The organism is Hymenobacter sp. B1770 (assembly GCF_049896385.1).
Taxonomy (GTDB): domain Bacteria; phylum Bacteroidota; class Bacteroidia; order Cytophagales; family Hymenobacteraceae; genus Hymenobacter.
Genome location: NZ_JAFCUF010000002.1, coordinates 472,939 through 495,791 on the forward strand (window position 1 = coordinate 472,939; position 22,853 = coordinate 495,791).

Annotated in this window: 20 protein-coding genes; 12 read left to right on the top strand and 8 right to left on the bottom strand. The window is 59.8% G+C overall.

What is annotated here, in order from left to right; genetic code table 11:
* Window positions 1-135 precede the first annotated feature (135 nt).
* Both ACP7AJ_RS05940 and ACP7AJ_RS05945 read left to right on the top strand, forming a co-directional pair.
* Window positions 136-612, top strand: coding sequence for an FKBP-type peptidyl-prolyl cis-trans isomerase (locus tag ACP7AJ_RS05940; RefSeq protein WP_426059274.1), 477 nt, complete (start codon window positions 136-138; stop codon window positions 610-612).
* A 373-nt stretch (window positions 613-985) separates the two neighbouring features.
* Window positions 986-1,903 (top strand): FKBP-type peptidyl-prolyl cis-trans isomerase, encoded by a 918-nt coding sequence (locus tag ACP7AJ_RS05945; protein WP_426059275.1) that lies wholly within the window; start codon window positions 986-988, stop codon window positions 1,901-1,903.
* A gap of 174 nt (window positions 1,904-2,077) precedes the next feature.
* Here the strand turns inward: ACP7AJ_RS05945 and ACP7AJ_RS05950 are convergent, their stop codons facing one another.
* Both ACP7AJ_RS05950 and ACP7AJ_RS05955 read right to left on the bottom strand, forming a co-directional pair.
* Entirely contained in the window at window positions 2,078-5,680 is a 3,603-nt protein-coding gene (locus tag ACP7AJ_RS05950; protein ID WP_426059276.1) for a DEAD/DEAH box helicase, read from the bottom strand.
* A 60-nt stretch (window positions 5,681-5,740) separates the two neighbouring features.
* Complete coding sequence (locus tag ACP7AJ_RS05955; protein ID WP_426059277.1) at window positions 5,741-6,130, bottom strand: hypothetical protein; 390 nt, start codon at window positions 6,128-6,130, stop codon at window positions 5,741-5,743.
* A gap of 181 nt (window positions 6,131-6,311) precedes the next feature.
* Here ACP7AJ_RS05955 and ACP7AJ_RS05960 point away from each other — a divergent pair, with 181 nt between their 5' ends.
* The 4 genes from ACP7AJ_RS05960 (at window position 6,312) to ACP7AJ_RS05975 (ending at window position 10,032) form a co-directional block, all read left to right on the top strand.
* Entirely contained in the window at window positions 6,312-6,866 is a 555-nt protein-coding gene (locus ACP7AJ_RS05960; protein ID WP_426059278.1) for a hypothetical protein, read from the top strand.
* 15 nt (window positions 6,867-6,881) lie between these two features.
* Complete coding sequence (locus tag ACP7AJ_RS05965; RefSeq protein ID WP_426059279.1) at window positions 6,882-7,241, top strand: Imm51 family immunity protein; 360 nt, start codon at window positions 6,882-6,884, stop codon at window positions 7,239-7,241.
* Between the two features lie 83 nt (window positions 7,242-7,324).
* Window positions 7,325-9,313: an AAA domain-containing protein gene (locus ACP7AJ_RS05970; RefSeq protein WP_426059280.1), complete on the top strand. Its 1,989-nt coding sequence runs from the start codon at window positions 7,325-7,327 to the stop codon at window positions 9,311-9,313.
* Window positions 9,314-9,516: 203 nt separating this feature from the next.
* Window positions 9,517-10,032: an FKBP-type peptidyl-prolyl cis-trans isomerase gene (locus ACP7AJ_RS05975; protein ID WP_426059281.1), complete on the top strand. Its 516-nt coding sequence runs from the start codon at window positions 9,517-9,519 to the stop codon at window positions 10,030-10,032.
* 189 nt (window positions 10,033-10,221) lie between these two features.
* Here ACP7AJ_RS05975 and ACP7AJ_RS05980 read toward each other — a convergent pair whose 3' ends face one another.
* Entirely contained in the window at window positions 10,222-10,824 is a 603-nt protein-coding gene (locus tag ACP7AJ_RS05980; protein ID WP_426059282.1) for an ACP phosphodiesterase, read from the bottom strand.
* A gap of 113 nt (window positions 10,825-10,937) precedes the next feature.
* Here ACP7AJ_RS05980 and ACP7AJ_RS05985 point away from each other — a divergent pair, with 113 nt between their 5' ends.
* Complete coding sequence (locus ACP7AJ_RS05985) at window positions 10,938-11,447, top strand: pyridoxamine 5'-phosphate oxidase family protein (protein ID WP_426059283.1); 510 nt, start codon at window positions 10,938-10,940, stop codon at window positions 11,445-11,447.
* Between the two features lie 105 nt (window positions 11,448-11,552).
* Window positions 11,553-12,272 carry a spheroidene monooxygenase gene (locus ACP7AJ_RS05990; protein WP_426059284.1) on the top strand — a complete coding sequence of 240 codons (720 nt, stop codon included), beginning with the start codon at window positions 11,553-11,555 and terminating at the stop codon, window positions 12,270-12,272.
* On the opposite strand, the gene ACP7AJ_RS05995 is transcribed toward ACP7AJ_RS05990, so the two are convergent.
* Window positions 12,269-13,768 carry a hypothetical protein gene (locus ACP7AJ_RS05995; protein ID WP_426059285.1) on the bottom strand — a complete coding sequence of 500 codons (1,500 nt, stop codon included), beginning with the start codon at window positions 13,766-13,768 and terminating at the stop codon, window positions 12,269-12,271. The two genes, ACP7AJ_RS05990 and ACP7AJ_RS05995, sit on opposite strands and share 4 nt — an antisense overlap.
* A gap of 344 nt (window positions 13,769-14,112) precedes the next feature.
* On the opposite strand from ACP7AJ_RS05995, the gene ACP7AJ_RS06000 reads away from it, so the two are divergent.
* The gene (locus ACP7AJ_RS06000; RefSeq protein ID WP_426059286.1) at window positions 14,113-15,666 is read left to right on the top strand and encodes a hypothetical protein; all 1,554 of its coding nucleotides are present in this window, start codon (window positions 14,113-14,115) and stop codon (window positions 15,664-15,666) included.
* Window positions 15,667-15,743: 77 nt separating this feature from the next.
* Window positions 15,744-17,303, top strand: a complete 1,560-nt coding sequence (locus tag ACP7AJ_RS06005; protein WP_426059287.1) for a hypothetical protein — start codon at window positions 15,744-15,746, stop codon at window positions 17,301-17,303.
* A gap of 69 nt (window positions 17,304-17,372) precedes the next feature.
* Here the strand turns inward: ACP7AJ_RS06005 and ACP7AJ_RS06010 are convergent, their stop codons facing one another.
* Window positions 17,373-18,485 carry a DNA topoisomerase IB gene (locus ACP7AJ_RS06010; protein WP_426059288.1) on the bottom strand — a complete coding sequence of 371 codons (1,113 nt, stop codon included), beginning with the start codon at window positions 18,483-18,485 and terminating at the stop codon, window positions 17,373-17,375.
* A 105-nt stretch (window positions 18,486-18,590) separates the two neighbouring features.
* On the opposite strand from ACP7AJ_RS06010, the gene ACP7AJ_RS06015 reads away from it, so the two are divergent.
* Window positions 18,591-19,751 carry an App1 family protein gene (locus ACP7AJ_RS06015; protein WP_426059289.1) on the top strand — a complete coding sequence of 387 codons (1,161 nt, stop codon included), beginning with the start codon at window positions 18,591-18,593 and terminating at the stop codon, window positions 19,749-19,751.
* Between the two features lie 22 nt (window positions 19,752-19,773).
* Here ACP7AJ_RS06015 and ACP7AJ_RS06020 read toward each other — a convergent pair whose 3' ends face one another.
* Complete coding sequence (locus ACP7AJ_RS06020) at window positions 19,774-20,259, bottom strand: YybH family protein (RefSeq protein WP_426059290.1); 486 nt, start codon at window positions 20,257-20,259, stop codon at window positions 19,774-19,776.
* 2 nt (window positions 20,260-20,261) lie between these two features.
* Window positions 20,262-21,026, bottom strand: coding sequence for a monofunctional biosynthetic peptidoglycan transglycosylase (gene mtgA / locus ACP7AJ_RS06025; protein ID WP_426059291.1), 765 nt, complete (start codon window positions 21,024-21,026; stop codon window positions 20,262-20,264).
* A gap of 168 nt (window positions 21,027-21,194) precedes the next feature.
* Here mtgA and ACP7AJ_RS06030 point away from each other — a divergent pair, with 168 nt between their 5' ends.
* Window positions 21,195-21,830, top strand: coding sequence for an LON peptidase substrate-binding domain-containing protein (locus ACP7AJ_RS06030; protein WP_426059292.1), 636 nt, complete (start codon window positions 21,195-21,197; stop codon window positions 21,828-21,830).
* 186 nt (window positions 21,831-22,016) lie between these two features.
* Here the strand turns inward: ACP7AJ_RS06030 and ACP7AJ_RS06035 are convergent, their stop codons facing one another.
* Window positions 22,017-22,829 (bottom strand): M48 family metalloprotease, encoded by an 813-nt coding sequence (locus tag ACP7AJ_RS06035; RefSeq protein ID WP_426059293.1) that lies wholly within the window; start codon window positions 22,827-22,829, stop codon window positions 22,017-22,019.
* Between the last annotated feature and the right edge of the window lie 24 nt (window positions 22,830-22,853).

Sequence of the window (22,853 nt, forward strand, 5' to 3'; positions counted from 1 at the left end):
GGTGAATCCGGGGCCAGCAAACCATTTAACTACATAATAGAAGTAACAGTCTTGCGAAACAACAATGCGGGGCTCGGTCTGGGCGCAATGCGCTATTTTTATAAAAAATATCTAACAGAAATTTCATTTCCCCCTGTGGCAAACCGTTTCATTTTACTCTTCATTCTGGCAACCGCAAGCCTGTTTGCATCTTCCTGTAGCAAAGACTACGTCAAGATTGATGAGAAGCTCATCACCAATTACATCAGCGACCAGAAGATTAATGACGCCCAGCGCATAGGTTCCGGCTTGTATTACGTGCCGGTTTCTCCCGTGCCGACCGGCACGCGGGCCACGGTGGGCAAGACTGTTTCGGTGCTTTACACGGGCATGCTGCTCAACGGCAAGGTGTTCGATTCTACGTCGTCGAGGGGAAATACTCCGTTTGAATTTGTGCTCGGCCGCGGCGAGGTAATTTCCGGCTGGGACCAGGGCATTGGAATGATGCGCAAAGGCGAAAAGGCCATTCTGCTCATTCCATCGGCGCTGGGCTATGGCGAGCGGGGCGCCCCCCCCACCATTCCAGCCAACGCCGTGCTGCGCTTCGATGTTGAATTAGTAGACGTGAGGTAGCAACCTGCTCCTGATACCGAAAGACAGCCGCCTTACAGCGGCTGTCTTTTTTTGGCTTAGGCCATGACTGAGGCAGGAAGGCAGCGTGCTACAACGTTGTACAGGCTGCTTCGAGGTATTTAAGTGCTGGAGCAAAATAAAGGCGGTCATGCTGAGCGCCTTTATGGTATGAATGATTTTGCACGAGCATTTAACGCCTATTGCAGCATCAATACGACGCAGTGTATAAGCCTGACACGCCGGCGGCTATAGTTTTGTATCCTTTGCAACAATAGCAAAACCCGCCAATCGACAAGTTAAGGTACCGGAGGAAACGTTTTTCTCCCGAACTGCCTTGGCCATTAGTCTGTAATTTTGGAAAAAATCAACACTTATGAAGCATACCTTTTTCTCCAATCTGAATCGCTTGTTTTTACTGACTTTCATAGTCGCAAGCAGTTTATTTACTACCGCCTGTCAGAAGGACGCTCCTGAGCTCAAAGACTATAGTGGCATTGACAACGATATTATCACCAAATACTTGGCTGATAACAACATCACGACCGCACAAAAGCAGCCCTCCGGGCTATACTTTATCCCGATAACAACGAATCCAACTGGTGTAAAAATTGCGGCGGGCTCTATCGTTTCAGTACTTTATACTGGTCGTCTGCTTGATGCGGCTGGCACTGTTTTCGACGCCACGTCCAGTCGGAATAACACGCCCCTCACTTTTGTGGTAGGTGGCGGGCAACTGATTCCTGGTTTTGAAGCAGGCGTTGCGCTCATGCATATCGGCGATAAGGCCGAACTACTTATTCCTTCAGCCTTGGCCTATGGCCCGTCGAGCAAAGGAGCAGTTCCTGCCAATGCGGTGCTGCGATTTGAAGTGGAAGTGGTTGACTTTACCGTAGTAGACGAAGCCCTGATTGCGAAATATTTGGCCGATAACAACATAACCAATGCTGTTCGGCAGCCATCGGGCCTCTATTATGCTCCCTTAACCACGAATCCCAGTGGGATTTTAGCCACAGCGGGCAAGACTGCTTCGGTTTTATACACTGGCAAGCTGCTTAACGGAACTGTATTTGATGCAACATCGCAACGCAACAACACTCCTTTCAATTTTGTCCTCGGTAGCGGACAGGTGATTCGCGGCTGGGACGAAGGCATTGCCCTGATGCGGACAGGTGAAAAAGGCATACTGCTAATACCCTCGGCATTGGGTTACGGGCCACGGGGAGCCGGCAACGGAGCCATCCCTTCCAACGCAGTGCTGCGCTTTGATGTGGAATTGGTTGACGTGAAATAGAACTTTGCTTCTGATACCGAAAGACAGCCGCTTAACAGCGGCTGTCTTTTTTTGTACCTACGCCACTAGTAAGGCAGTAAGGCAGAAGCATTGTCGCACTGCAGCGCGAACCCCGAAGCTCGCGTCCCTGCACCACACCCACACGGTATGAGGACGCGAACTACAAGGTTCGCGCTATTGCCGGATGCGCGCAAGCAGTGCCGCGTGGTGCGGCGCCCGGTTCAATATCTCCTCGTTGCCGAGCAGCACCAGCTGCTGCCGGGCCCGCGTAAGGGCCACGTTGAGCTTGCGGTCGACCTGGCCGGTTTCGTCGGGCGACACCATGAGCTCCAACTGATGCTCGTGGTGGCAGCAGAAACTCACTATGATGACCTCGCGCTGGCTGCCTTGGTACCGCTCCACGGTGTCGACGCTTATCTGGGCCAGGGCGGGTAGCTCTAGCTGCACTGCGAGCTGGGCCAGGCGCGCGCGAATGCGAGCCGCCTGATTTCGGTAGCTGGCAATAATGCCCAATGTGGTTTCGGGATTGAAAAGCCGGCCGTAACCCTGGGCAATGTAGGCAGCTGCGCTCGCCGCCAGCTCGGCTTCCTGGGCCGATTCTTTCATCGACAAATCTTCGGCCATGCGCCGGGTGGGCACAAACACTACCCGCTGCGAACGCAATGAGCTGGCATAGGCATCGGCTGGGGCGGGCCAGGCGGCCCGGTCCAGTGGGGCGGCCTGCCATGGTTGCGGACAGCGGAGCTGGTTTTCGTAGAAATCCTGATTAACCAATTCGGCCAGGTCCTGGTGCATGCGGTACTGGTCGGCGAGGGTGCCGTGGGCGTGGGACCACCGGGCTTCGGCGCGCCGAAACAGGCGTTCAAAATAGGAGTTGCGCAGGTTGGTAAGGCCCAGCTCGTCGCGCAGCAAATCGGCGCATTCGGCGGCCACGGCGCTGGTTTCTGACTCTTGCGCCACCACGGCGGGCAGTTGGCGGTGGTCACCGATGAGGATAAACTTTCGCACTTTGGAGAGCAGCGCCAGCATGGGCGATTCCAGTACCTGGCTGGCTTCGTCGACCACCGCCAGGTCGAACTGCTTCAGCATAAATAGCTCGGGCTTGCCGAGCAGGCTGGCCACCGTGCCCACGTAGAATGGGCAGGTACCCAGCCGGTCGCGCACCGCCTGGCGGTTGGTGCAGTCGCGCAGCATGTTATCAAGCAGGTAGGGTCGGTACATAGGGGCCGTGCCCAGCCGCGACCCCACCCGAATAAATGGCAAGCCGGCATCGACCAGCTGTTCGCAGATTTCGTCGACGGCGCGGTTAGTGTAGGCCGCCAGCAGCACCTGCTTGTCTTGCCGGTATAAGTTCACGGCCAGTTCCCGCAGCACGGCCCGGGTTTTGCCGGTGCCAGGAGGACCGCAGAGCACAAACCAATCGGGCGCAGCCAGGGCACGAGCCACTACTTCGGAAGCGGTAGTAGCCGGGCCCACCGTGGCCGACCAGCCTTCCGGCTCCCGCGGTCCGGTACGGGCCAGCAGGCGCCGCCGCCGCTCCGGCGCCAAGCACAGAAACGACGACAAACCAGCCCACTCCCGCCGAAACGTATCGTAGGTATCCGGCTCCAGGGCCCAGTGCGAGTGCCCCAGCAGGTAGCGCGGAGCCATGCGCCGGTTGCGCACGCTGAGCACCACCTGGCCGTCGGCCCCGAGGTCTTCGGCCAGCACTACTTTCACCACCTGCGCATCCAGCACGGTGAGGACCTGGGAGGCAGGCTGATGGGCTGCTGCAGCCGCTTCAGCCTCTTTCGTGGCACGGCGGCGTGGGTAGAGAATGAGGGTGTCGCCGGCCCGGAAGTTCACCTCGCGCCCACCAGCCGGGCGCTGAAAGATGAGGTGCGGGCCCAGGCCGTCGCGGGCGTCGTCGGGGGCATTGCTGTGGTCTTCGAGCAGCACCAAGTCATCAAGCAAACTGAAATTCTGATGCTTGCGGGCCTGGGGCAGCAACCAAAGGCCCGCCTGCCCGCCGGCGTCGCCAGGCCGAGCTTCGTCGCCCAGCAAGGTCAGGCGCATTTCACGGGCGGTGAAGCGGGCCAGCTCCAGGCAGTAGGCGCGCTCCACAGGGTCGGCGGCAGCCCAGGCGTTGGCCACTTTTTCGGCTTTGCTTTTGCCGAAGGAAGGCAAGGCCGTGAGATTGGGCTGCAGCACCGGGGCCAGTAGGTGGGCCGTTTGGCGCGGGCCGGTTGCGCGGGCCAGCTGTAGCTCGGTGCCCACCAGCTGGTTGCGGGTCGAAAGCAAGCGGTCAATCAGCTCCTGGTCCTGGTCGACGCGTCGTACGGCAGGCTGGCCCATGGCGGCGTTGGAGTACAGGATGCTGGTGCGGCCCCGGCCAGCAGTTTCGCCATCGGCCCCAAACACCGATTCCAGCAGCAGGCGGTACAGCTGAGCCTGAGCGGCGTGGTTGCTCCACGGCTCGCCGAAGGGCACTTTGGTCGAGCTTTTTAATTCTACCAGGTCGTAGCCGGTGCTGCTTTCGTGCAGCAGGTCGAGGCGGCCCTGCAGGCCGTAGGTGGCCGACAAAAAAGTGGGTTCCAGGAAGCAATCGGCCAGGTGCAAGGGTTCCTGTTGGTAGCCGGTACGGCTTTGGGCGATAAAACCTTGCTCGCGGGTTTCGCGCAGGGTGCGGTGGTGGCGGCGCAAGTCGTTGAGCAGCTCGGGCACACCGGTGCGGGTTTGGAACTCAGGCAGAGTGCTCAGCGCCAATGGCGAAGTGCGGAAAAGGCGTTTGCGTAGAAAATCCTCCAGGTTAAACTCCTGTTCGGTTCCACTCCCGGAGGACTCGTTTTGCGGTGCCTCAAGAACGGCAGCAGGTTGAAAGCCTCCGCCTGCCCTACTGTTTTCTCCAGCAGCTACCTGCTGCTTTTCAAGCCGAATCCTGAGGGCTTCGCTTTTGGTTTTTCCCTCAGCATTCCTGGCGGCGTGGCTCACTTCTTCATCGAGCAGTAGGTTCACCAGGTTTCCCAGCACCAGGGGGCGCGAGGATTCATCGGGCAGAAAAGCGTTTAGCAGTGCCCATTCGGGAATGGTGCCGTCGCGTTGGGCGCATTCGGCCACGGTGGTTACGCTCACCAAGTAGTCGGGCTCGAGCACTACGCGGCGGGGGCGCACGCTGCCATCGGGCAGCAGCATCGGGCCCACTAGGTGCAGCGTGGGGTGCAGCGCCGCGGCCAAAGACAGTATGTTTTCGTAGGCGGGCGGCAGTATCAGGCGGAATGGAGCGCTGGGGCGGCCGTCGGCGGGAGTAGCCATCTCTACGGTTAGCTCGCCAGTGGCTTCGTTTGCGTGCAGCACATTTACGCGCCAGGCCAAGCCAGCCGCTGGCACACTGGCTGAAGCCGCTGGCGCATCGGTGTTGTGAGCCGGTTGCGCTGCGGCGGTTGCTTGGCTAGGTGCCGGCCCCTCATATTGGGTTCCGGTGAGGTGCAGCACCAGGGCTGCCAGCGCCGCAAAGCCGCTTGCCACCTCGGCGGCCGTCCCGGCGTAGCTCTCGTGCACCACCAAGTTAGCGGCCAAGCGCAGGGCCTGCAGCTGGCGACGCAAAGCCGCGGGCAGGCCCCGCTCATAGACCACCAGACCAATGGCTTGGTTGAGATTGACAAAAGGCATTTCCAGCCGCTTGCATTCGTCACGCAGTACCGTTTCGAGCAGCTTGCGCAGCTTGGGCAGCTGGTCGGCGGGCACGGCGGTCGGGTCGGAAGCCAGGGCAGCGAGCCGAGGATAGTAACGAGTGGGCATCGGGGGCAGAAATCAGCAGAAGAACCTATAAAAGTAACAGATTCCGACCCAGCTTATCGGCTAGTTGGCGGCTGTGAAGCCTTGGGGAGCCATTAATTTGCCCCCGCGGTACATATTTATGTAGATGGTGACCGGCGTGGGCTTGCCAGCCCAGCTAACTTTGTACACGTCCAGCAGACCAACGTTGTCGACTTCGGCGCGGCGGGTTCTGAAGGCGCAGCAGCTGGCTTGGCGCTCGTAGGTGATGGGCTGGCCTTGCGGACCTTTCAAAGCATTTAAGTAGCGCAGCTGGTTGCGGGCGCCAGCCGTGCGGCCACCACCCACCCGCACCGGGTTCTCGGCGGTGTAGCCATACGTTTCGTCGTCGCTGACTTCGTTTACCACAAAGGGCAGCACTGCCGTATTCGTGTTTGCATTAGTTACCGCAGTACTAGTAGACGTACCGTACATAGTGGGCGTTTTACCACTGTTGACACAGCCGCCCGCGACTAGCCCAAGAACTCCTAAAAGGAGCCACGTATTATTGTTCATAACCACTAAATTGATGATGACTGCCTCTCTGCACCCTATCCTTTCGATGCCACAAAGAACGCAGGCGCACGTTAAACGGCGCTTTTTTCTTCTCCTGGCCTTGATTGGAGCCCTCTGCAGTTCGCCGCTGAGCTCCGCTTTTGCCCAAACCGACACTGCTGCGCCCGACAGCCGGCTTCCCGGCCTGCTCCGCGAACGGGCGGTGCTCACCCGGCGCTACGCCGAGGCCAGCGCCCAGCGGCACAGCCTGTTCGGCAACAAACCGTCCAAAAAGGACCTGCAGGAAGTTGTCGACGCGTTGCAAGGAATTGTTGACAAAGACCAGCAAATTGTAGACATCCTCAACGAAACCGCTCGCAGGGCCCAAACCACCTCGGTGCGTCTGGCCGCTACTACTACTCACCTGGAAAGCACCGGCCGCGACGACCGCAACCTCACCGCCCAACGCCTCTCCGAGCTTCAAAATGAGACAGAGAACCTGCGGCAGCGCGAGAAAGCTAACATCGCCCGCCAGCGCGACCTCGAAGCCGATATAAAGGAGGTGAAAGAAGGCCAGTTTGTGCGTGATGCCCTAATTGCCGGGCTGTGCGTCCTCAGCGTGGGGCTTATTGTGGCCCTGAGCCGCCGGAAACCGGTCCCGCGAGCACGGAAATAGCCGACCTTTGACCTTATGTCTACGACCTTTCCCTTTCAGGTAGCTCCGCTGCCGCCTCCCACTCCTCCCGAGCGCCAACTGGCCATTTTCGCCGATGTGGGCGGGCTGGAGGAGTACTACGTTCTGTTTCAAAACTATGGCTTCGGGGGCACGGCCGAGTCGTGGGTTGAGCACATTGAAACCATTATTGAAGAGCACCAGCCCCAGCTGCTGGAGGAACTGGAGTTTGAGGAAGGCGGCCACACGTTTGTGGCGTACGCGCCTAACCAGGGCGTGGCAGACCGTTTTTTGGCGTGCGTACTGCCGTTCTTTGGCACCTTGCCCCAGCTGCAGAAATACCTAAGCCAAGCGGACCCGGGGGACTTTTTCGCTTAGAATCACTTCTTTTTTCTGCCACCTTCGGCCACTCATTTCCCGTTTTCGTTGTTACCACGTCAACGAAATCAATCCGCATTCTTTTGTCAGAAGTATTCATCCCCACCGACCCTTACGCCCTCGAAAAAGAGCTGCGCCACACCCAGGCCCTCATGCAGCTGGAGCAAAAGGAAGACCTGGAGCAATTCAAGATTAAAAATGCCAAGGCCAGCATTGCCGAGCGTCAGCAACGCGGCCTGACCTGGTACCCCGTTACCATCACCAAGGAAGACATCGGTTTTGGCGGCAAGGTGGTGCTCGAGCTCGAGCGCCCGGCCGGCCAGCAGGGCCTGCACCTGTTTCAGGTAGGCAAAAACGCTTCGCTTTTCGGCAACATTCCTGGCCGTTCGGCCACCGACCGGCCCACGCTGAGCGGGGTTATCACCAGCGTGCGGCGCAACAAGCTGCTGCTCGCCACTACCAAAGAAGACCTGCCCGATTGGGTGCTCGACGGCGGCAAGCTGGGCATCGACTTGACCTTCGACGAGGTGAGCTACCGCGAGATGGACTATGCCCTTGGCAAGGTGATGGGCGCCTACGGCGACCGTCTGGCCGAGCTACGCGACATCGTGCTGGGCGCCAAGGAAGCCCGGTTCCGTGAGGAAAAGCCAGATGACCTGTTTTACCCTAGTCCGCTGAACGAGTCACAGCTGGCCGCCGTGCGCCACGTGATGGCCGCGCAGGACGTGGCCATTATCCACGGCCCGCCCGGCACCGGCAAAACCACTACGCTGGTGCAGGCCATTATGGAAACCATCCGGCGCGAGCGGCGCGTGCTGGTGTGCGCCCCCAGCAACACAGCGGTGGATTTGCTGACCGAAAAGCTGGCCGAGCGTGGCGTCAATGTCATTCGCATGGGCAACCCCAGCCGGGTATCCGACCTGCTTTTGGAGCACACCCTCGATGCGCAGGTGATGGCCCACAAGAACTACAACGAGATGCGCTCGATGCGCCAGACGGCCGACCAATACCGCGAAACGGCCAGCAAGTACGTCCGCAATTTCGGCTACGAAGAGCAACAGCAACGCAAGATGCTAAAGGAGGAAGCCCGCATGCTGTTTCAGCAGGCCGACGACTTAGAGCGCTACATTACGGAGGACCTGCTGGAGCAGGTGCAGGTTATTACCTGCACGCTGGTGGGGGCTTCGAACCGCAATATTCGCCACCTGACCTACGAAACGGTGTTCATCGACGAGGCTGCCCAGGCCCTGGAGCCGGGCTGCTGGATTCCGATTTCCAAAGCCAAGCGCGTAGTGCTGGCCGGCGACCACCACCAGCTGCCGCCCACCGTGAAGAGCGAAAAAGCGGCCCGCGACGGCCTGCGCGAAACGCTGTTTGAGAAGTGCATCAAGCGGCAGCCGGCCACGGCCCGCATGCTCACGGTGCAGTACCGCATGCACGAGCAGATTATGGAGTTCAGCTCGGAGCAGTTTTACGAAGGCAAGCTGGAAGCGCACCACACCGTGCGCCACGCCGACCTGGCCGATTATGACCTACGCTTTGCCCCCGACCTTCCCGTGGAATTTCTCGACACGGCCGGCTTTGGCTTCCAGGAAATCACTATTCCCGAAAGCCGCTCCACCGCCAACCCCGAGGAAGGCGACCTGCTCATTAAGCGCCTCGCTCAGCTCCTCGAGCCCTACGACCAGGCCGACCACGAAGAAGACTTGCTCACCATCGGCGTAATTGCCCCCTACCGTGCTCAAATCAACTATTTGAAGGACGCCATCGAGGAAAACGACGAGCTCAACGGCCTTATGGCCCACCGCATGTTGAGCGTGGGCACCGTGGATTCGTTTCAAGGCCAGGAGCGCGACATCATCGCCATTTCCCTCACCCGCAGCAACAACCACGGCGAAATCGGCTTCCTCTCCGACATCCGCCGCATGAACGTGGGCATGACCCGGGCCCGGCGCAAGCTATTGCTCGTGGGCGACTCTTCGACGTTGAGCTCCAATCCGTTTTTTAAGGACCTGCTGGCTTATGTAGAGCGCATTGGTGGGTATCGCACAGCCTGGGAAATGCAGGATTAAGAAGCTGCTCGTCGGCGAAACCTCATCCTCTGGCCCCTTTCCAAAAAAGAGGGAAATGCGTTTATGCAACACTTCTGAGCATATTGAAGCGCAAGAAATCGGAACGCTATTTGGCCCCGGCTCTACTTTTTGCGTACTTATCTTGCCTGAAATTTACTTCTTCACCCAACCCATCAGCCGGCCCCGCCGGCTGCCCCTTCCATATGGCTGCAATCAGCGAGAACAAAGTTGTCACCATCACCTACGACCTCAGCGTGACCGACGAAAACCAGGAAAAAGTGCTGGTTGAATCGGCCGAAGCCGACGCGCCCATGGTGTTTCTCTTTGGCCACAGCGGCCTGCCCGAGGAATTTGAAGCACAGCTCAACGGCAAAAATGTCGGCGACAACTTCCAGTTCAGTCTCACCCCCGACCAGGCCTACGGCGACTACGATGAGCAAGCCCTAGTGGAAATTCCCAAGGAAGTTTTTCTCATCGACGGCAAGTTGGACGATGAAATGCTGCAGGAAGGCAATTTCCTGCCCATGGCCGACAACGAAGGCAACCACATGCAGGCCAAGGTGGTCAGCATCGGCGAATCGGTTGTAAAAATGGATTTCAACCACCCGCTGGCTGGCATGGTGATGCATTTTGCCGGCAAAGTGCAGGACGTGCGCGACGCCTCTGCCGAAGAGTTGGCCCACGGCCACGTGCACGGCGAAGGCGGCCACCAGCACTAGGTTTTGCGGGTCTTCAGGGCAAATCCTGTAGTAAGACCACGCCGTGAGAACGTCATGCTGAGCGGAGCCGAAGCATCTCTATCGTAGTAGTAAACCAATCGTTAAGGTTTAGTTACGCGGTAGAGATGCTTCGGCTCCGCTCAGCATGACGTTCTTTCTTTTTTCAAACCACTCTTATTAAGTCTTCAGTCAAATCACCCCTAGTAAGCCCGCTACGTGCGCCTGCAGCTGCGGGAAAAACTCCCGAAAATCTGCTTCGTAAGCCGCGTAGTTCAGCCGGAGTTCTGCCACGGCGGTTTCCATGCCGGAGCCCGGGGAGGCCCGCCGGCTCAAGCCATTGAGGGCGCGGGTGATGCTTTCGAGGTCAGCGTAGCTCAGCAGCCAGTTGTGCTGGGCCATGTGGGGCAGAAAGTGCTGCACGCGGGGCGGCATGTCGACGTGGCGGGCGTTGAGCAGGGCGTAGATGCGCTGGGCAAAATCGGCCAGGCGTTCGGACGTGAATTCTGGAAAATGCCGAGCCAGAAAATGGTCGAGAAACATGTCGGATATCACCCCGGCGTATTTGCCGTAGCCTGCGGCGCGCAGGCGCTGGGTGGCGCGGCGCACCACGGGGTGCTGGTCGGTGAAGGTATCGATGGCGCGGTGCAGCCGAATGCCGGTTTGCACAGCCAGAGGGTAGTTTTCAAGCTGCTTGCCCGGCACCGAATCAGCAATAAAATTACCCAACAGCACTTCGGCGTAGGCAGGAGAATTGGGGGGGCCGGAAAGGAACAGGTGAGCAAGAAAATTCATGGATACGATAGTAGGCAGGGCCGCCGGAAATCACAACAGTAAGAAACAAGTACTCGCGGGGGCCGTAAACCCAATGCTATCCATTTCCTCATTTCCCTTAACACCCTATTCCCATGGCCGACCAAGTTGCCGTAAGCCACGACGTATCGAAGCTCGTCGACAAAATTAAGGACATCAAAATTGCCATGATGACCACCATCGAGAACGGCCACGAGCTGCACTCGCGCCCCATGTACACTACCCTGCCCGAACCCGACGGAACGCTCTGGTTTTTTACAGAGATGGACTCGCAGAAAGTAGACGAAGTACAGCACGACCGTCATATCAACCTGGGCTATGCTAAGCCGGAAGATAATCTATACGTGGCCATCACCGGCACGGCACAAGTCGTGACTGACCGCGCAAAAATTAAAGAACTGTGGAGCGAGGCCATCCGCGGCTGGTTTCCTGACGGTTCCGACGACCCGAACATTGCCCTGCTGAAAGTTACCATCACCAAGGGTGAGTACTGGGATTCGCCGAATGCTACCTTGCTGCGCGCCTACACTTACCTGAAGGCCGTGATAACTGGCGAGCGCGACCAACCGAGCGCCGACCGCCAATCGGTGGTTATTCCGAAGTAATTCGCACCAATAGTTGTTAGAATAAAAAAGGCCGGAAGCAATTCCGGCCTTTTTTTGTTGATTGAAACCCGCTGGCCGCATCATGGCGCTGGCATATGTTCTGGTATGCCCCACACCTCCCTTATTGTCTTCACGCTAAAGCCTGGCAACAGGCGCTGGGGCTTGGCTCAAATGGGCACTTCGCCCCCCACCCTGCAGCGCGTGCCGGGTCTCCGTTTTTTTAAGTTGATGGGCAGCGGCGCCAACAACGGTTTCGGGGTCTGGCCCAATCTGGAGCGCTACGGCTTCATGGGCGTGTGGGAAGATGCCGAGGCGGCCACGGCATTCTTTGACCTGCACCCGCTCTGGGCCATCTACCAGCGGCGCAGCGCCGAAATGTGGTCGGTGCAGCTAGCTCCGTTAAAAGCCCATGGCCTGTGGGATGGAAAAACGCCATTTGACTACTCCCCGACCCAAATGCCAGTCGACAATGGTCCCGTGGCCGTGCTCACCCGCGCAAGCATTCGCCTGCGGAAAACGCCCCGGTTCTGGCAATTTGTGGAGCCCACCAGTGCGGCCCTAGCCGAAGCAGTGGGCGTGCGCGCTGCCATTGGCCTGGGCGAGCTGCCCTTGGTGCGGCAGGCTACTTTCAGCGTGTGGGAATCGGCGCAGGCTATGCAGACCTACGCCTACCACGACGTGCGCCACCGGGAGGTAATCAAGCTCACGCGCAGCGAAAAATGGTACGGCGAGGAGCTGTTTGCCCGGTTTCAGGTGGTGGGCAGCAGCGGCACACTCGACGGCGAGGACCCGTTGGCGGGGCTATTGTTGCCCCCTTCCACCTAAAGCCGGTAGCGTGTCATCCAGCTCCGAGCGTTGGCGGTGGCAGCCGCATCAGGATTGGGCCTGACGGTGATACCCCGCCGCTTTTGGCTAAGTGCATCGGCCGTGTTACTGTGCCAGGTAATGCCAGTGAGGGCCGCGTTCGCAGCGGGCGGCACCAGCTGGTTTTGGCCCGCGCCTCCGTAGAAGTGTACCTTAATACGGTTGTTCAAGGAGCCTCGCAACTCAAATACATCGTTGCCGGCCAAGCCATAAATAGCCAGGCTGGAGGTATGCCGGCGGTTGTAGGTGCGCTCCATTACCAGGCTATCGGCTTGATTAACCCTTTGTGCAAATATTTTTACCCGCAGTAGGCCCGGTCCTACTTCGCTGAGCACAAACCGCTCGGCTTTATCGGTGCCCACCAGCAGGGCTTTCTTGGCCAGAAGCTCGTAATACCACCAGGCCACCTGGGGCAGCTGGTCGCGACGGCTACGCAGCAACGGCGCCAACCGCTGGGCAATGGTGGCCCTGGTTTCGGGCGGGCCGGCTGTCAGGGCCTGCGCAATAGCCGCGTCGGTGAGTTGCAGGCGCAGCGCGTCGGCAACCTCGCGAAAGTCTTCGGCTTGGAGGGAGCCCAGCAGCGTGCGGTCGAGTTCACGGGCAGTAAGGGTGAGGCCGTTGATAGCCCGGGCACTTAAGGACGCGTGAAAGCTCTGGTATTTGGGCACAAACCACGATACAACGCGGGTAATCACGCCGTCGTTGAACAGGAAAAAGGCTTGGTCGCGGTCGCGGGGAATGGGGCGGTAGCGTACTTGGCCCGACTGCCCGAAACTAGCCCAGCGCCACTGGTCTTCGCGCCGGCTCCAGTCGCCCAGCCACATGTCCAGTAGCCGGGCGCGCAGGTAGGAACGGGCTTCCACCCGGGCGCTGGGCCGCTGGTGAATGTCGGCCAGCATACGGCCCGTGTTCACCACCTGCGGCGAGTGGCCAAAGCTGGCGATGTCGGTTTGGTTGCCATCGGGCCGCTCTTCCAGCAAGTACAGGTCGTTGGCATATGCTGCGCGGAACTTACCCAAGCCCGGGTCATCGCCCACAAATACCAGCCGGGGATTGGTGTGGTACACCCCCGCCGCTTCGGCTAGCTGCGCGGCCACATAAGCGCCGTACGGCTGGGCTACGCTGGTTTGGTCTTTCATCAGGTCGCCCAGCAACCTGCGTTTCCACCCGGGCGGCAGGGCCACACTAGCGTCTTTATCTACGGAGCGCAGCACAAACTCTTTGCCGCTGGCGGCCCGCAGGCGCAAGGTGCGTGTTTGGTAGCTGCCGCCGGCCTGCAATGGGTGCAGCCCCCCGGGCACCGCCGTGGCCAATCGAAGCACGGGCGCGGTAATTGGCGTGGCCCAAATGTCGCGGTAGTGCTTGCCCCAGAAAAACTCCCACGCCGCACTGCGGTCATATTCCGGGCCAGCCGGCCGCACCACGGAGGCTGAATCGGACGCCCACTGGGTGGGCACTGGCGAAGAGGCTGACTGACCCGTACAGCTGGCTGGCACTGTAGCCAGGCCACAATACAGGCAACGAAAGAGGTACGGGGAGAAAGCAGCTAAGCGAGGCATAAACGAAAAGTCTTCAGGGCCACAACGCCCCACGGCAGGCCACGAACTCGGACAGTGCGGTGCGTATACTGCAAACGGCGGGGCAACGGTTGTAAATCCTCGCCCTGGTTCGACCCGACCTTTGCGGCGGGTTTGCGTTAAAGGCTTATTCTTGCCCTCCTGCCTTTCCCTGGATGCCTTATTCATTTACTTTCCTGCCCTCTGCGCGTTTTCCTCTGTTGATATTAAGCCTGGGGCTGGCTATGAGTGGCTGTGCCCGCCGTAATTTCTTCCAGCCCGATGCCCGCATTGGCCCCGGCAGCGCCCAGGCCCTTCCACCAGGCGCCGACAGCGTTCTGGCCGTGGCCGGCCGGCAATACAACCGCCACTCTAAGCTGCACGACGTTTTCTGGGGCCGGCACTACCGCGCCGTGTGGGCGGCCCCCGTCAAAGTGCCGGTGTTGGACCTACGCACCGCCGCCCCTGGCGGCCTGAAAGCCGGCAAGCCCGGCGGAGGCTTTCAAAGCATTAGCATGACGCTGGAAGGGCCAAAGGAACGCGAATACGCCCTGCGTGCCCTCGACAAAGACCCCAAGAAAGTCCTCCCTAAATTTTTGCAGGGTAGCTTTTTGCTGAATGCCGTGCGCGATGCTACCTCAGCTGCCAACCCTTACGGCGCCCTCACGGTGCCGCCCCTGGCCCAGGCGGCGGGGGTGCCCCATACGCGGCCCCGCTTGGTGTATGTGCGCACCGATGAAACGAACCTTGGCACCATGTCAGAGCGGTTTCAAGGCAAGATGGCCATGATTGAAGAGAAGTATGAGGCCCTGGCTTCGCAGACTCCCGACTTGTCTGGGGTTACCAACTTTGTGGGCGGCGAGGGCATGCTGAAAAGGGTTTACGCCCAAGCCTCCCACACCATAGATGAGCGTTCCTTCTTGCGGGCCCGCCTCCTGGACGTGTGGCTCGGCGACTGGGACCGCCACGAGGGCCAGTGGGATTGGGCCGAGTTTAAGGCCCCCGACGGACGCGTGCGCTACCGCGCCATTCCCAAAGACCGGGACCAGGTCTATTTCCGCTTCAACGACGGCTTGGTGCCTTGGCTCGTCAGCCTCCCGTTCGTCATGCCCCGCTTCCAGACTTTCAAGCCCCACTATGGCAACGTAGCGGGCCTGGTGAAGCAAGGCCGCTTTATCGACCAGCGTGGCCTGGCGCAAATGACCCGCACCGATTTCCGCCGCATGGCCCTGGACTTGCAACGTCGACTCCCCGACTCGGTCATTGAGCGGGCCATGCGCCGCATGCCACCTGCCGTATATGCGTTGGAGGGCCCCGCTACTGGCAGCATCCTCAAGGTGCGCCGCGAAACACTGCCCCAGGCCGCCGACAAGTTCTACCTGACACTGGCACGCGAGCCCGTGCTGGGCGGCACCGAGGAGCCCGAGCGCTTTGTGGTGCACCGCTACGCCGACTCCACCACAGTGCAGATTTTTTCGCGGGCCCTACAGCAGCTCACGCGCACCGATTCGCTGTTGTTTCGGCGCACCTACTATGCTGCCGAAACCCGCGGGCTGACCCTGGAAGCCCTGGGCGGCAACGATGTTTTTGAGGTAGAAACAACTGGCTCGGGCAAATTCATGCCGCTGCAGCTCTACGGGGGCGCGGGCCAGGACCAGCTGCGCTTAACCGGCAGCAGCAGCAGCCTCAAAACTTACGACGAGGCCTCAGACATGGCCACGGCCAACGGCCCGCGCCCGCAGGAGCCCCGCAAGAACCGGTTGGGCTACGACCAGACCGTCGGAACCAAGGGCCGCTAAAAGGAAAGAACTCAACAGTCGGCCTTTTTTGGCTCCCTGCCGTTGTAGTCCCGTCAGTGCCGTCTTTCTATTAATTAATGCAGTCGCGTTCACCGTTCTATTTTCTTTTTTTAGCTGCACTAGCTGGGCTGGGCATTGGGTCGGGCTGCGTGCGCAAGCAGTTTTTCCAGCCCGATGCCCGGCCCGATGCAGTGCTGACCCAACCCCTGCCCGCGGCTGCAGACAGTGTGCGCGACGTCACGGCCGGGCGTCATTATGCCCGCCACGGCCGCCTCTACCAAGCGCTGGTGGGCCGGCACTACCGGAGCTCGTGGGCAGTTCCCATCACGGTGTCCGTGCTGCGCCTGCCCAGTGTCCGGCCCGGGGGCCTGAACCCGGGCAAGGTGGGCGGCGGGTTTAACAGCACCAGCCTTAGTTTGAGCACTCCAGATGGCTCCGCCTATGTGCTGCGCACAGTGGACAAAGACCCCATTCGGGCCACGCCGCAGCTGCTGCGCGGCACATTTTTGGTAAATACCCTTCGCGATAATATTTCGGCCACGCAGCCCTATGGCCCGCTGGTGGTGCAGCCACTAGCCCAGGCCGTGGGCGTGCCCCGCGCCGCGCCGCGGCTTTTTTACGTACGCCCCGACGACCCCGCTTTTCAGGCGGATTCGCTTCGCCTTTTTCGGGGCCAGCTGGCATACCTAGAGGAAAGATTCGCGGTTGCCCCATCAGCTTCCCGCATTGGTGCATCGAAAGTGGTGGGCAGCAAACCGGCCTTCGCCGCAGTAGTTGCCAGCCCTGAACAGCAGCTAGACCAGCGCGCGCTGCTCCGGGCCCGGCTGCTCGATGCATGGCTAGGCGACTGGGACCGACACCCCGGCCAATGGAACTGGACTGTGCGCCCCCAGCCCGAGTCCGGGGCCCGCATTTCTCCTCTACCCAAAGACCGGGACATGGTTTTTTATCGCATCGACGATGGCGTACTGGGCTGGCTGGTCGGGCACTTGGCCATTCCTCACTGGACCACGTTTCGGGCCGAGTACCCCAGGCTCTCTCACCTCATGTCGAACGGCCATTACCTCGACACTCGAGGCCTCAATCAGCTTAGCCGTTCCGAGTATAGAGCCGAGGCGCTAGCCATGCAGCAGCTTTTGCCCGATGCCCTTATCAGCACGGCCGTGCATCGCATTCCGCCCCCGGCTTTCGCGCTGGAAGGGCCGGGTATCATTGCCGCTTTGCAGACCCGTCGCGACAATCTCCCGGGCTTTGCCGACGTCTTTTACCAGCACCTGGCCCGCCGTCCCATGGTGGCAGGCACTGCCCAACCTGAGCGGTTCGTCGTGCACCGCTACCCCGACTCTACAGTGGTGGCAGTGTACCCAGCGCAAGGGCCTGCTACCAGGCAGACCGCCTTTTTCCACCGCACCTTTTTCTCGACTGAAACCCAACAAATCCAACTCGAAGGCTTGGGTGGCAACGACGTATTCACCATCGAACAACACGGCCGCAGCACCGTGAGCCGGCCCGCGCTCCGCATCTATGGCGGTCCAGATGCAGATGAGCTACAGGGCTCCCACTATGGCCGGGGTGTGCGTTTCAGCCAAGGCAACGCCCGCGCCAAGCACGCCTTCGACAAACCGCCTACCGAGTAGGAAACTGCCTGGAGCCGAGGGGAATAAATGCGCCTGGCGTCTCTCCACGGCACTAGCTGGTTGCGATTGCTACTGAACTTCTTCCAGCATTTTCAGCACCAGCCGCTCCACCGGTGTTAGCAAATCCCCGGGGGCAGCTTCGGCATCGTGCTTACGGAGGTATTCAATCAGTTGCCCCGATTTGAACAGCTCCACTACCTGCGGATGAATGTAGTATTTCGAGCACACGGTCGGGGTATTTCCCAAGCCGGTAGCCACTTCTTTCACGGCCTTTTTCACCACCTTTTCGGGCTCCAAATCGGGCTCCACGTCCAGCACAGCCTCTAGGCATTTCACCATCTTCACCGTGCCGCCCCAAGTGCGGAAATCTTTCGCCGAGAGCGCCATGCCCGTGTGGCGCTGCAGGTACTCGTTCACGTCGCCCGATTCCAAGGCATGGCGCTGCCCGTCGGCTGAATAATACTGAAACAGGTGCTGGCCCGGTATCTCTTTGCACTTGCGCACCAGCCGAGCCAGGCGGGAATCGTGCAGGGTCACGTCGTGCGGCACTCCTTTTTTGCCCAGGAAGCTAAAATTGACATCAGCCCCTTCGATGGCCACATGCTTGTCGCGCAGGGTGGTCAGGCCGTAGCTTTTGTTTTTCTTGGCGTATTCCTTATTGCCAACCCGAATGAAGGATTGGTCCATGAGCGTGAGCACCAGTGCTACCACTTTTTCGCGGTCCAGCGCCGGGCGGCTCAGGTCTTTATTGAGCTGCGCCCGCAGGTCGGCGAGCTTTTCGCCAAAGGAGCGCAGGCGCGAGAACTTGGTCAGGCTGCGCATTTCGTCCCAGGCCGGATGGTAACGGTACTGCTTGCGGCCCAGACTGTCGCGCCCCGTTACTTGCAGGTGGGCCGTGGGCGAGGCCGAAATCCATACATCGGTCCAAGCGGGCGGAATCACAAAGCTGCTTATGCGCTCTAGCGTTTCAGCATCCGTTATTTTCTGCCCCTGGGCATCATGGAAGGTAAATTTGCCGGTGCGGGTAGCCTTGCGGGTAATGCCCGGGCCTTGGTCGGTGGCATAACGCAAACCCGCCATTTGGGCCTGGCGGGCGGGGTCTTTATACACAATATGGGCCTCCTCTTGCGGCAGAAGAGCCTTTTTGCGGGTTTTTGGGCGGGGTGCGGTGGCAGTGGGCATAGGCGGAGTAAAGCAGCCCAAATTTTCAGGCATGGCCATTCTACGCAAGCACGGCGTTGGTGGCCAACCCGAGCGGTTGCGGGATGCATGCCGTAGGTTTGCCGCATGAAGCTGCTTGACGCCCTTTCCTCCTTCACCGAATGGACCGACCACCTCCTCACGCGCTCGACGGCGCGTGCGGGCTTGCTGCGCCCACTGCAGCTTGATGCGTACCGCAGCTACGGCACGGCCACCCGTTTCTACATCAAAGGGCGCCTGTTGGCCGACCGCGGCCTCACGGCTCAAACCGCGGCTGATTCGCGCTGGCGCAATTTCCGAAGCATGGTGCGGCGCTTCAATAGCCGCGAAGTAGCCGGCGCCGACCTCGTGGCCGAACTGCCCGATGGCACCCAGCACCTGGTCACGACCGACGACGAAGGTTATTTCACCCTTATCATCGAGCCCCAGGCACTGCCCGAGCCGGTGGCCTACCTCTGGTATCCGGTTCCGGTGAAGGTTTCGCGGCTGCCCCGGCATTTTCGCTCCCCGGCGCAGGTGGTAGAGGCCTCGGCTCTAGTGATGGTACCGCCGCCCACGGCCGAGTTTGGCATTATCAGCGACCTGGACGACACCGTTTTCGAAACCAGCGCCACCAACGTGCTGAAGATGCTCGCCCGCACCCTTTTCAGCAATGCCCACTCCCGCCTCCCCTACGTGGGCGTGGCCGATTTTTACCGCCGCCTGCAGCGTGGCCGCACCAAACAGCCCGACAACCCGTTTTTCTACGTGAGCAGCAGCCCCTGGAACCTCTACGACATGCTCGATGAGTTCATGGGCATCCACGAGATGCCCCCTGGCCCCCTCTTGCTTCGCGACTTAGGCATTGCCCGGCCCAAAAGCACTCCTCCCCCCGGGGTGGTGGGCTCGGCGGCCGTTCACTTTGCGCACAAGCTGCACGAAATCAACGACCTGCTTAATACTTATCCCAACCTGCCTTTCGTGCTCCTCGGCGACAGCGGCCAGGAAGATGCCCGCATCTATCGGGAGGTGGTGCGGCAGCATCCCGGCCGCATCCTGGCCATATACATCCGCGATGTGCAAGTGCCGGCGCGCGCGCTACTGGTAGGCCCCATCACCCAGGAGCTGCACACCGAAGGGGTGCCCATGCTACTGGTTCCCGACTATGCTACCGCCGCCGCCCACGCCGCTAGTATCGGGCTTATTGTGAATGAGCCCATTCCGGACAAGCCGGCCGAAACCATCATTATTGAGAAAGCCAGCGAGTAAGCCTAGGCAGCTATAGAGTTGCTCATTGGCTATTGGTATGGTCGGCTGCTACCACCCACTTCCCGTCAACGCGCCGCATTACCAGCAGGAAATGGCCCTGTACATCGCCGGCTACGGGCCGGGCCAGGTGCCACCGGCCAATTACCTGCGCCGCATCGGGGTTGAGCACCGTCACGCGCAGACCGCTGAAATCGAGCTGGCCCATGGCTGCCGCATCCGGATAGCTTTTTTTGTAGTTGTCCAGGGTTTGCTGCCAGCCATAAGTCGGTCCTTTACGGCCCAGAAAAACCAGCGAGTCAGACTTCCAGTATCCTTCCATAAAGCCAGGAATGTCGCCCCGGTTCCAGGCAGCCGTTTGGGTAGTGAGCACTTGGCGAATAGCCGCTGTAGCGGCCGCATCTGAAGCTTGCGCCGCCCGGGCCGACTGAAAGGCAGTAGCACAGCCTGCTAAGCCCAGCGAAAGCCCACTCAGCAAGATTTTTTCAAATAAAGGCTGGAGTCTGGTCATGATTAATGGTTGAGCAGGGTGTTAACGTAGGAAGTGCCCCCCAAGCGGCGCATGTTGCGCAATACGCGCTGCTGCTTGGCGCGCGCCACCGGCCCGGGGTTGGAAGCCCGAAACCGCAGCGGGTTGGGCAGCACGCCAGCTAGCAGGGCTGCCTCGGCGGGTGTGACCTGACTGGCCGACTTGCCGAAGTATCGCTGGCTGGCCGCCTCCACCCCGAAGGTGCAGTCGCCCATTTCGGCCACGCTGAGGTACATTTCCATGATGCGCCGCTTGTTCCACAAAAACTCGATTAGAACAGTGAAATACGCTTCGGCCACTTTGCGCACGTAGCTGCGCCCGTGCCACAAAAACACGTTTTTGGCCACTTGCTGCGATATGGTGCTACCGCCCACAATGTGGGTGCCGTCGCTGTTCCAGTTGCGCTTGGCCGCCTTGGCCATGGCGTCAAAGTCGAACCCCCGATGGATGAGGAACCGCTGGTCTTCGGCGGCTACCAAGGCCAGCGGCACGGCTGGTGCCACCTCGTCCAGGGTCCGGAACCGGTAGCTGATTTGCCGGGAGTCTTCCCGAATGCCGTAATAGCCCTTGCCAATGGGCGCGTGAGCCCGCCGCTCCAGCATCAGCCAGGTAGCAGGCGGCGCCACCCATCGGTATATCAATACCCAGGCCACCGACGCCAAAAAAAGCGCCGCGCCTACCTGCAACAGGAGCCGGACGGTTTTTTTGAGCAGAACCGAAGCATCAGGAAGTAGCGGGGTAGCGGACATTGGGGCAAAAGTAGGGCGATGGGCGGTGTTTCGCTATTCACTCCTACCTTTCGTCCGCGGCCGCTGCTGTTTAGCCACACGTTTCTATCCATTCCGGCAAGCTCAGCTAAACCCATTTAACGGTCTTGTTTGTTGAGGCCTTAGCTACCTTTTTCAGTTTCGCCTGCCATGCCGCGCATGTTACCGCTGTTTCCGCTCAACCTGGTGGTTTTTCCGGGCGAAAAACTCAACCTGCACATTTTTGAGCCCCGCTACCGCCAGCTGGTACGCGAGTGCATCGAGCAAAATATCACCTTTGGCATCCCGCCCTATCTGGATGACTCCCTTAGCGAGCTGGGCACCGAGATGCGCCTGCTCAGCGTAGAGCAAACGTATGCGAGCGGCGAGCTCGACATCCGCACCAAAGCCGTGGGCGTGTTCCGCATCAACAAATTCTACCGCCAGGCACCCGGCAAGCTCTACGCCGGCGGCCAGGTCGAAGACGTTGTGCAGGACGAAGTACCCGACCCGGTGCTGCGCGAAATCATCTCCAAGCAGGTGCGGCAGCTCTACGAAGCCCTCGGCCTGCGCAAGCTGCTGCTGGAGCTGGCCCCCGACTACTGCATTTTCGATGTCGCCCACCACATTGGCTTCAGCACCGAGCAGGAATATCAGCTGCTGGCCACCACCAGCGAGCTTGAACGCCAGGAAATGGTACGCGAACACCTCGATACCATCCTTCCTGTGGTCCTCGAAACCGAACGCCTTAAGGAACGAGTACGCCTGAATGGACACTTCAAAAACCTGACCCCGCCTAATTTCTGAACCAGGGTTTCCGGCGGATTTTTTTAGATTTAACGGCTTCCCCAAACGGTTCACATCTGAACTGCACCCCAGCTTCACCATGAAAAAAGGCCACTCTATCGAGTGGCCTTTTGCTATTTAAAAATTTGTCAAGCCGTTCACAAAACTCGTGACATCCGAAAACTCCGCCGGAATCCCTGGTTCAGATTACTCCTTCAGCCCCGCGGGCACGCCTTGCGGGAAGTCGGCGGCAATTTCCTGCTCCAGCAAAGCAATGCGGTTGCCAGGGTCGGGGTGGGTACTCATAAACTCCGGCGTGGAGCTGCGACCGCCCGCCTGTGCCAGAATATTCATTACCTCTATCATGGCGCGGGGGTCGTAGCCGGCCTGGGGCGTGAAGTCCACAGCAAGCTTGTCGGCCTCCAGCTCATCGTTGCGGCTAAAGCGCATGCTGACCACCTTGGCAATAGCAGCCGCAATGGCTGCCTTGGCAATGGAGCTGCCAGGGCTATTCGGGTCGTAGGAAGCGATGGTGGCGGCACCCGCCAGGCCCTGCGTCAAGTTGGACTTGGCCACCTGCGCCGCCGAGTGGCGGCCCACCACGTGCCCAATTTCATGCGCCAGCACGCCTGCTAGCTGCGCCTCGGTCTTGAGGTTTTTTAGGAGGCCTTCAGTAATAAATATCTGGCCGCCAGGCAATGCAAAGGCATTGATGGTCTTGTCGTCGGCCAACAGGTGAAACTGGAATTTGTAGGGCGTTTGGCCGGCTTTGGTGCTGGCTACAAGTTTCTGCCCTACCTGCTGCACAGCGGCCCGGGCTTGGGCATTGGTGCTGACGCCACCGTACTGCGCGGCCATGGAGGGAGCAGCCTGCAACCCGAGGGCTATTTCCTGGTCGGCGCTCATGCTCACATGCTGCGTTTCGCCAGTAATCTCGTTTTTTGAGGTGTTAAAGTAATAGCCAAAGAGAGACACCGCCGCCACGATAATGGCAATGATGAAGCGGAGATTAAGTTGCATGAACAGAATGGGGAATAGTGGAAA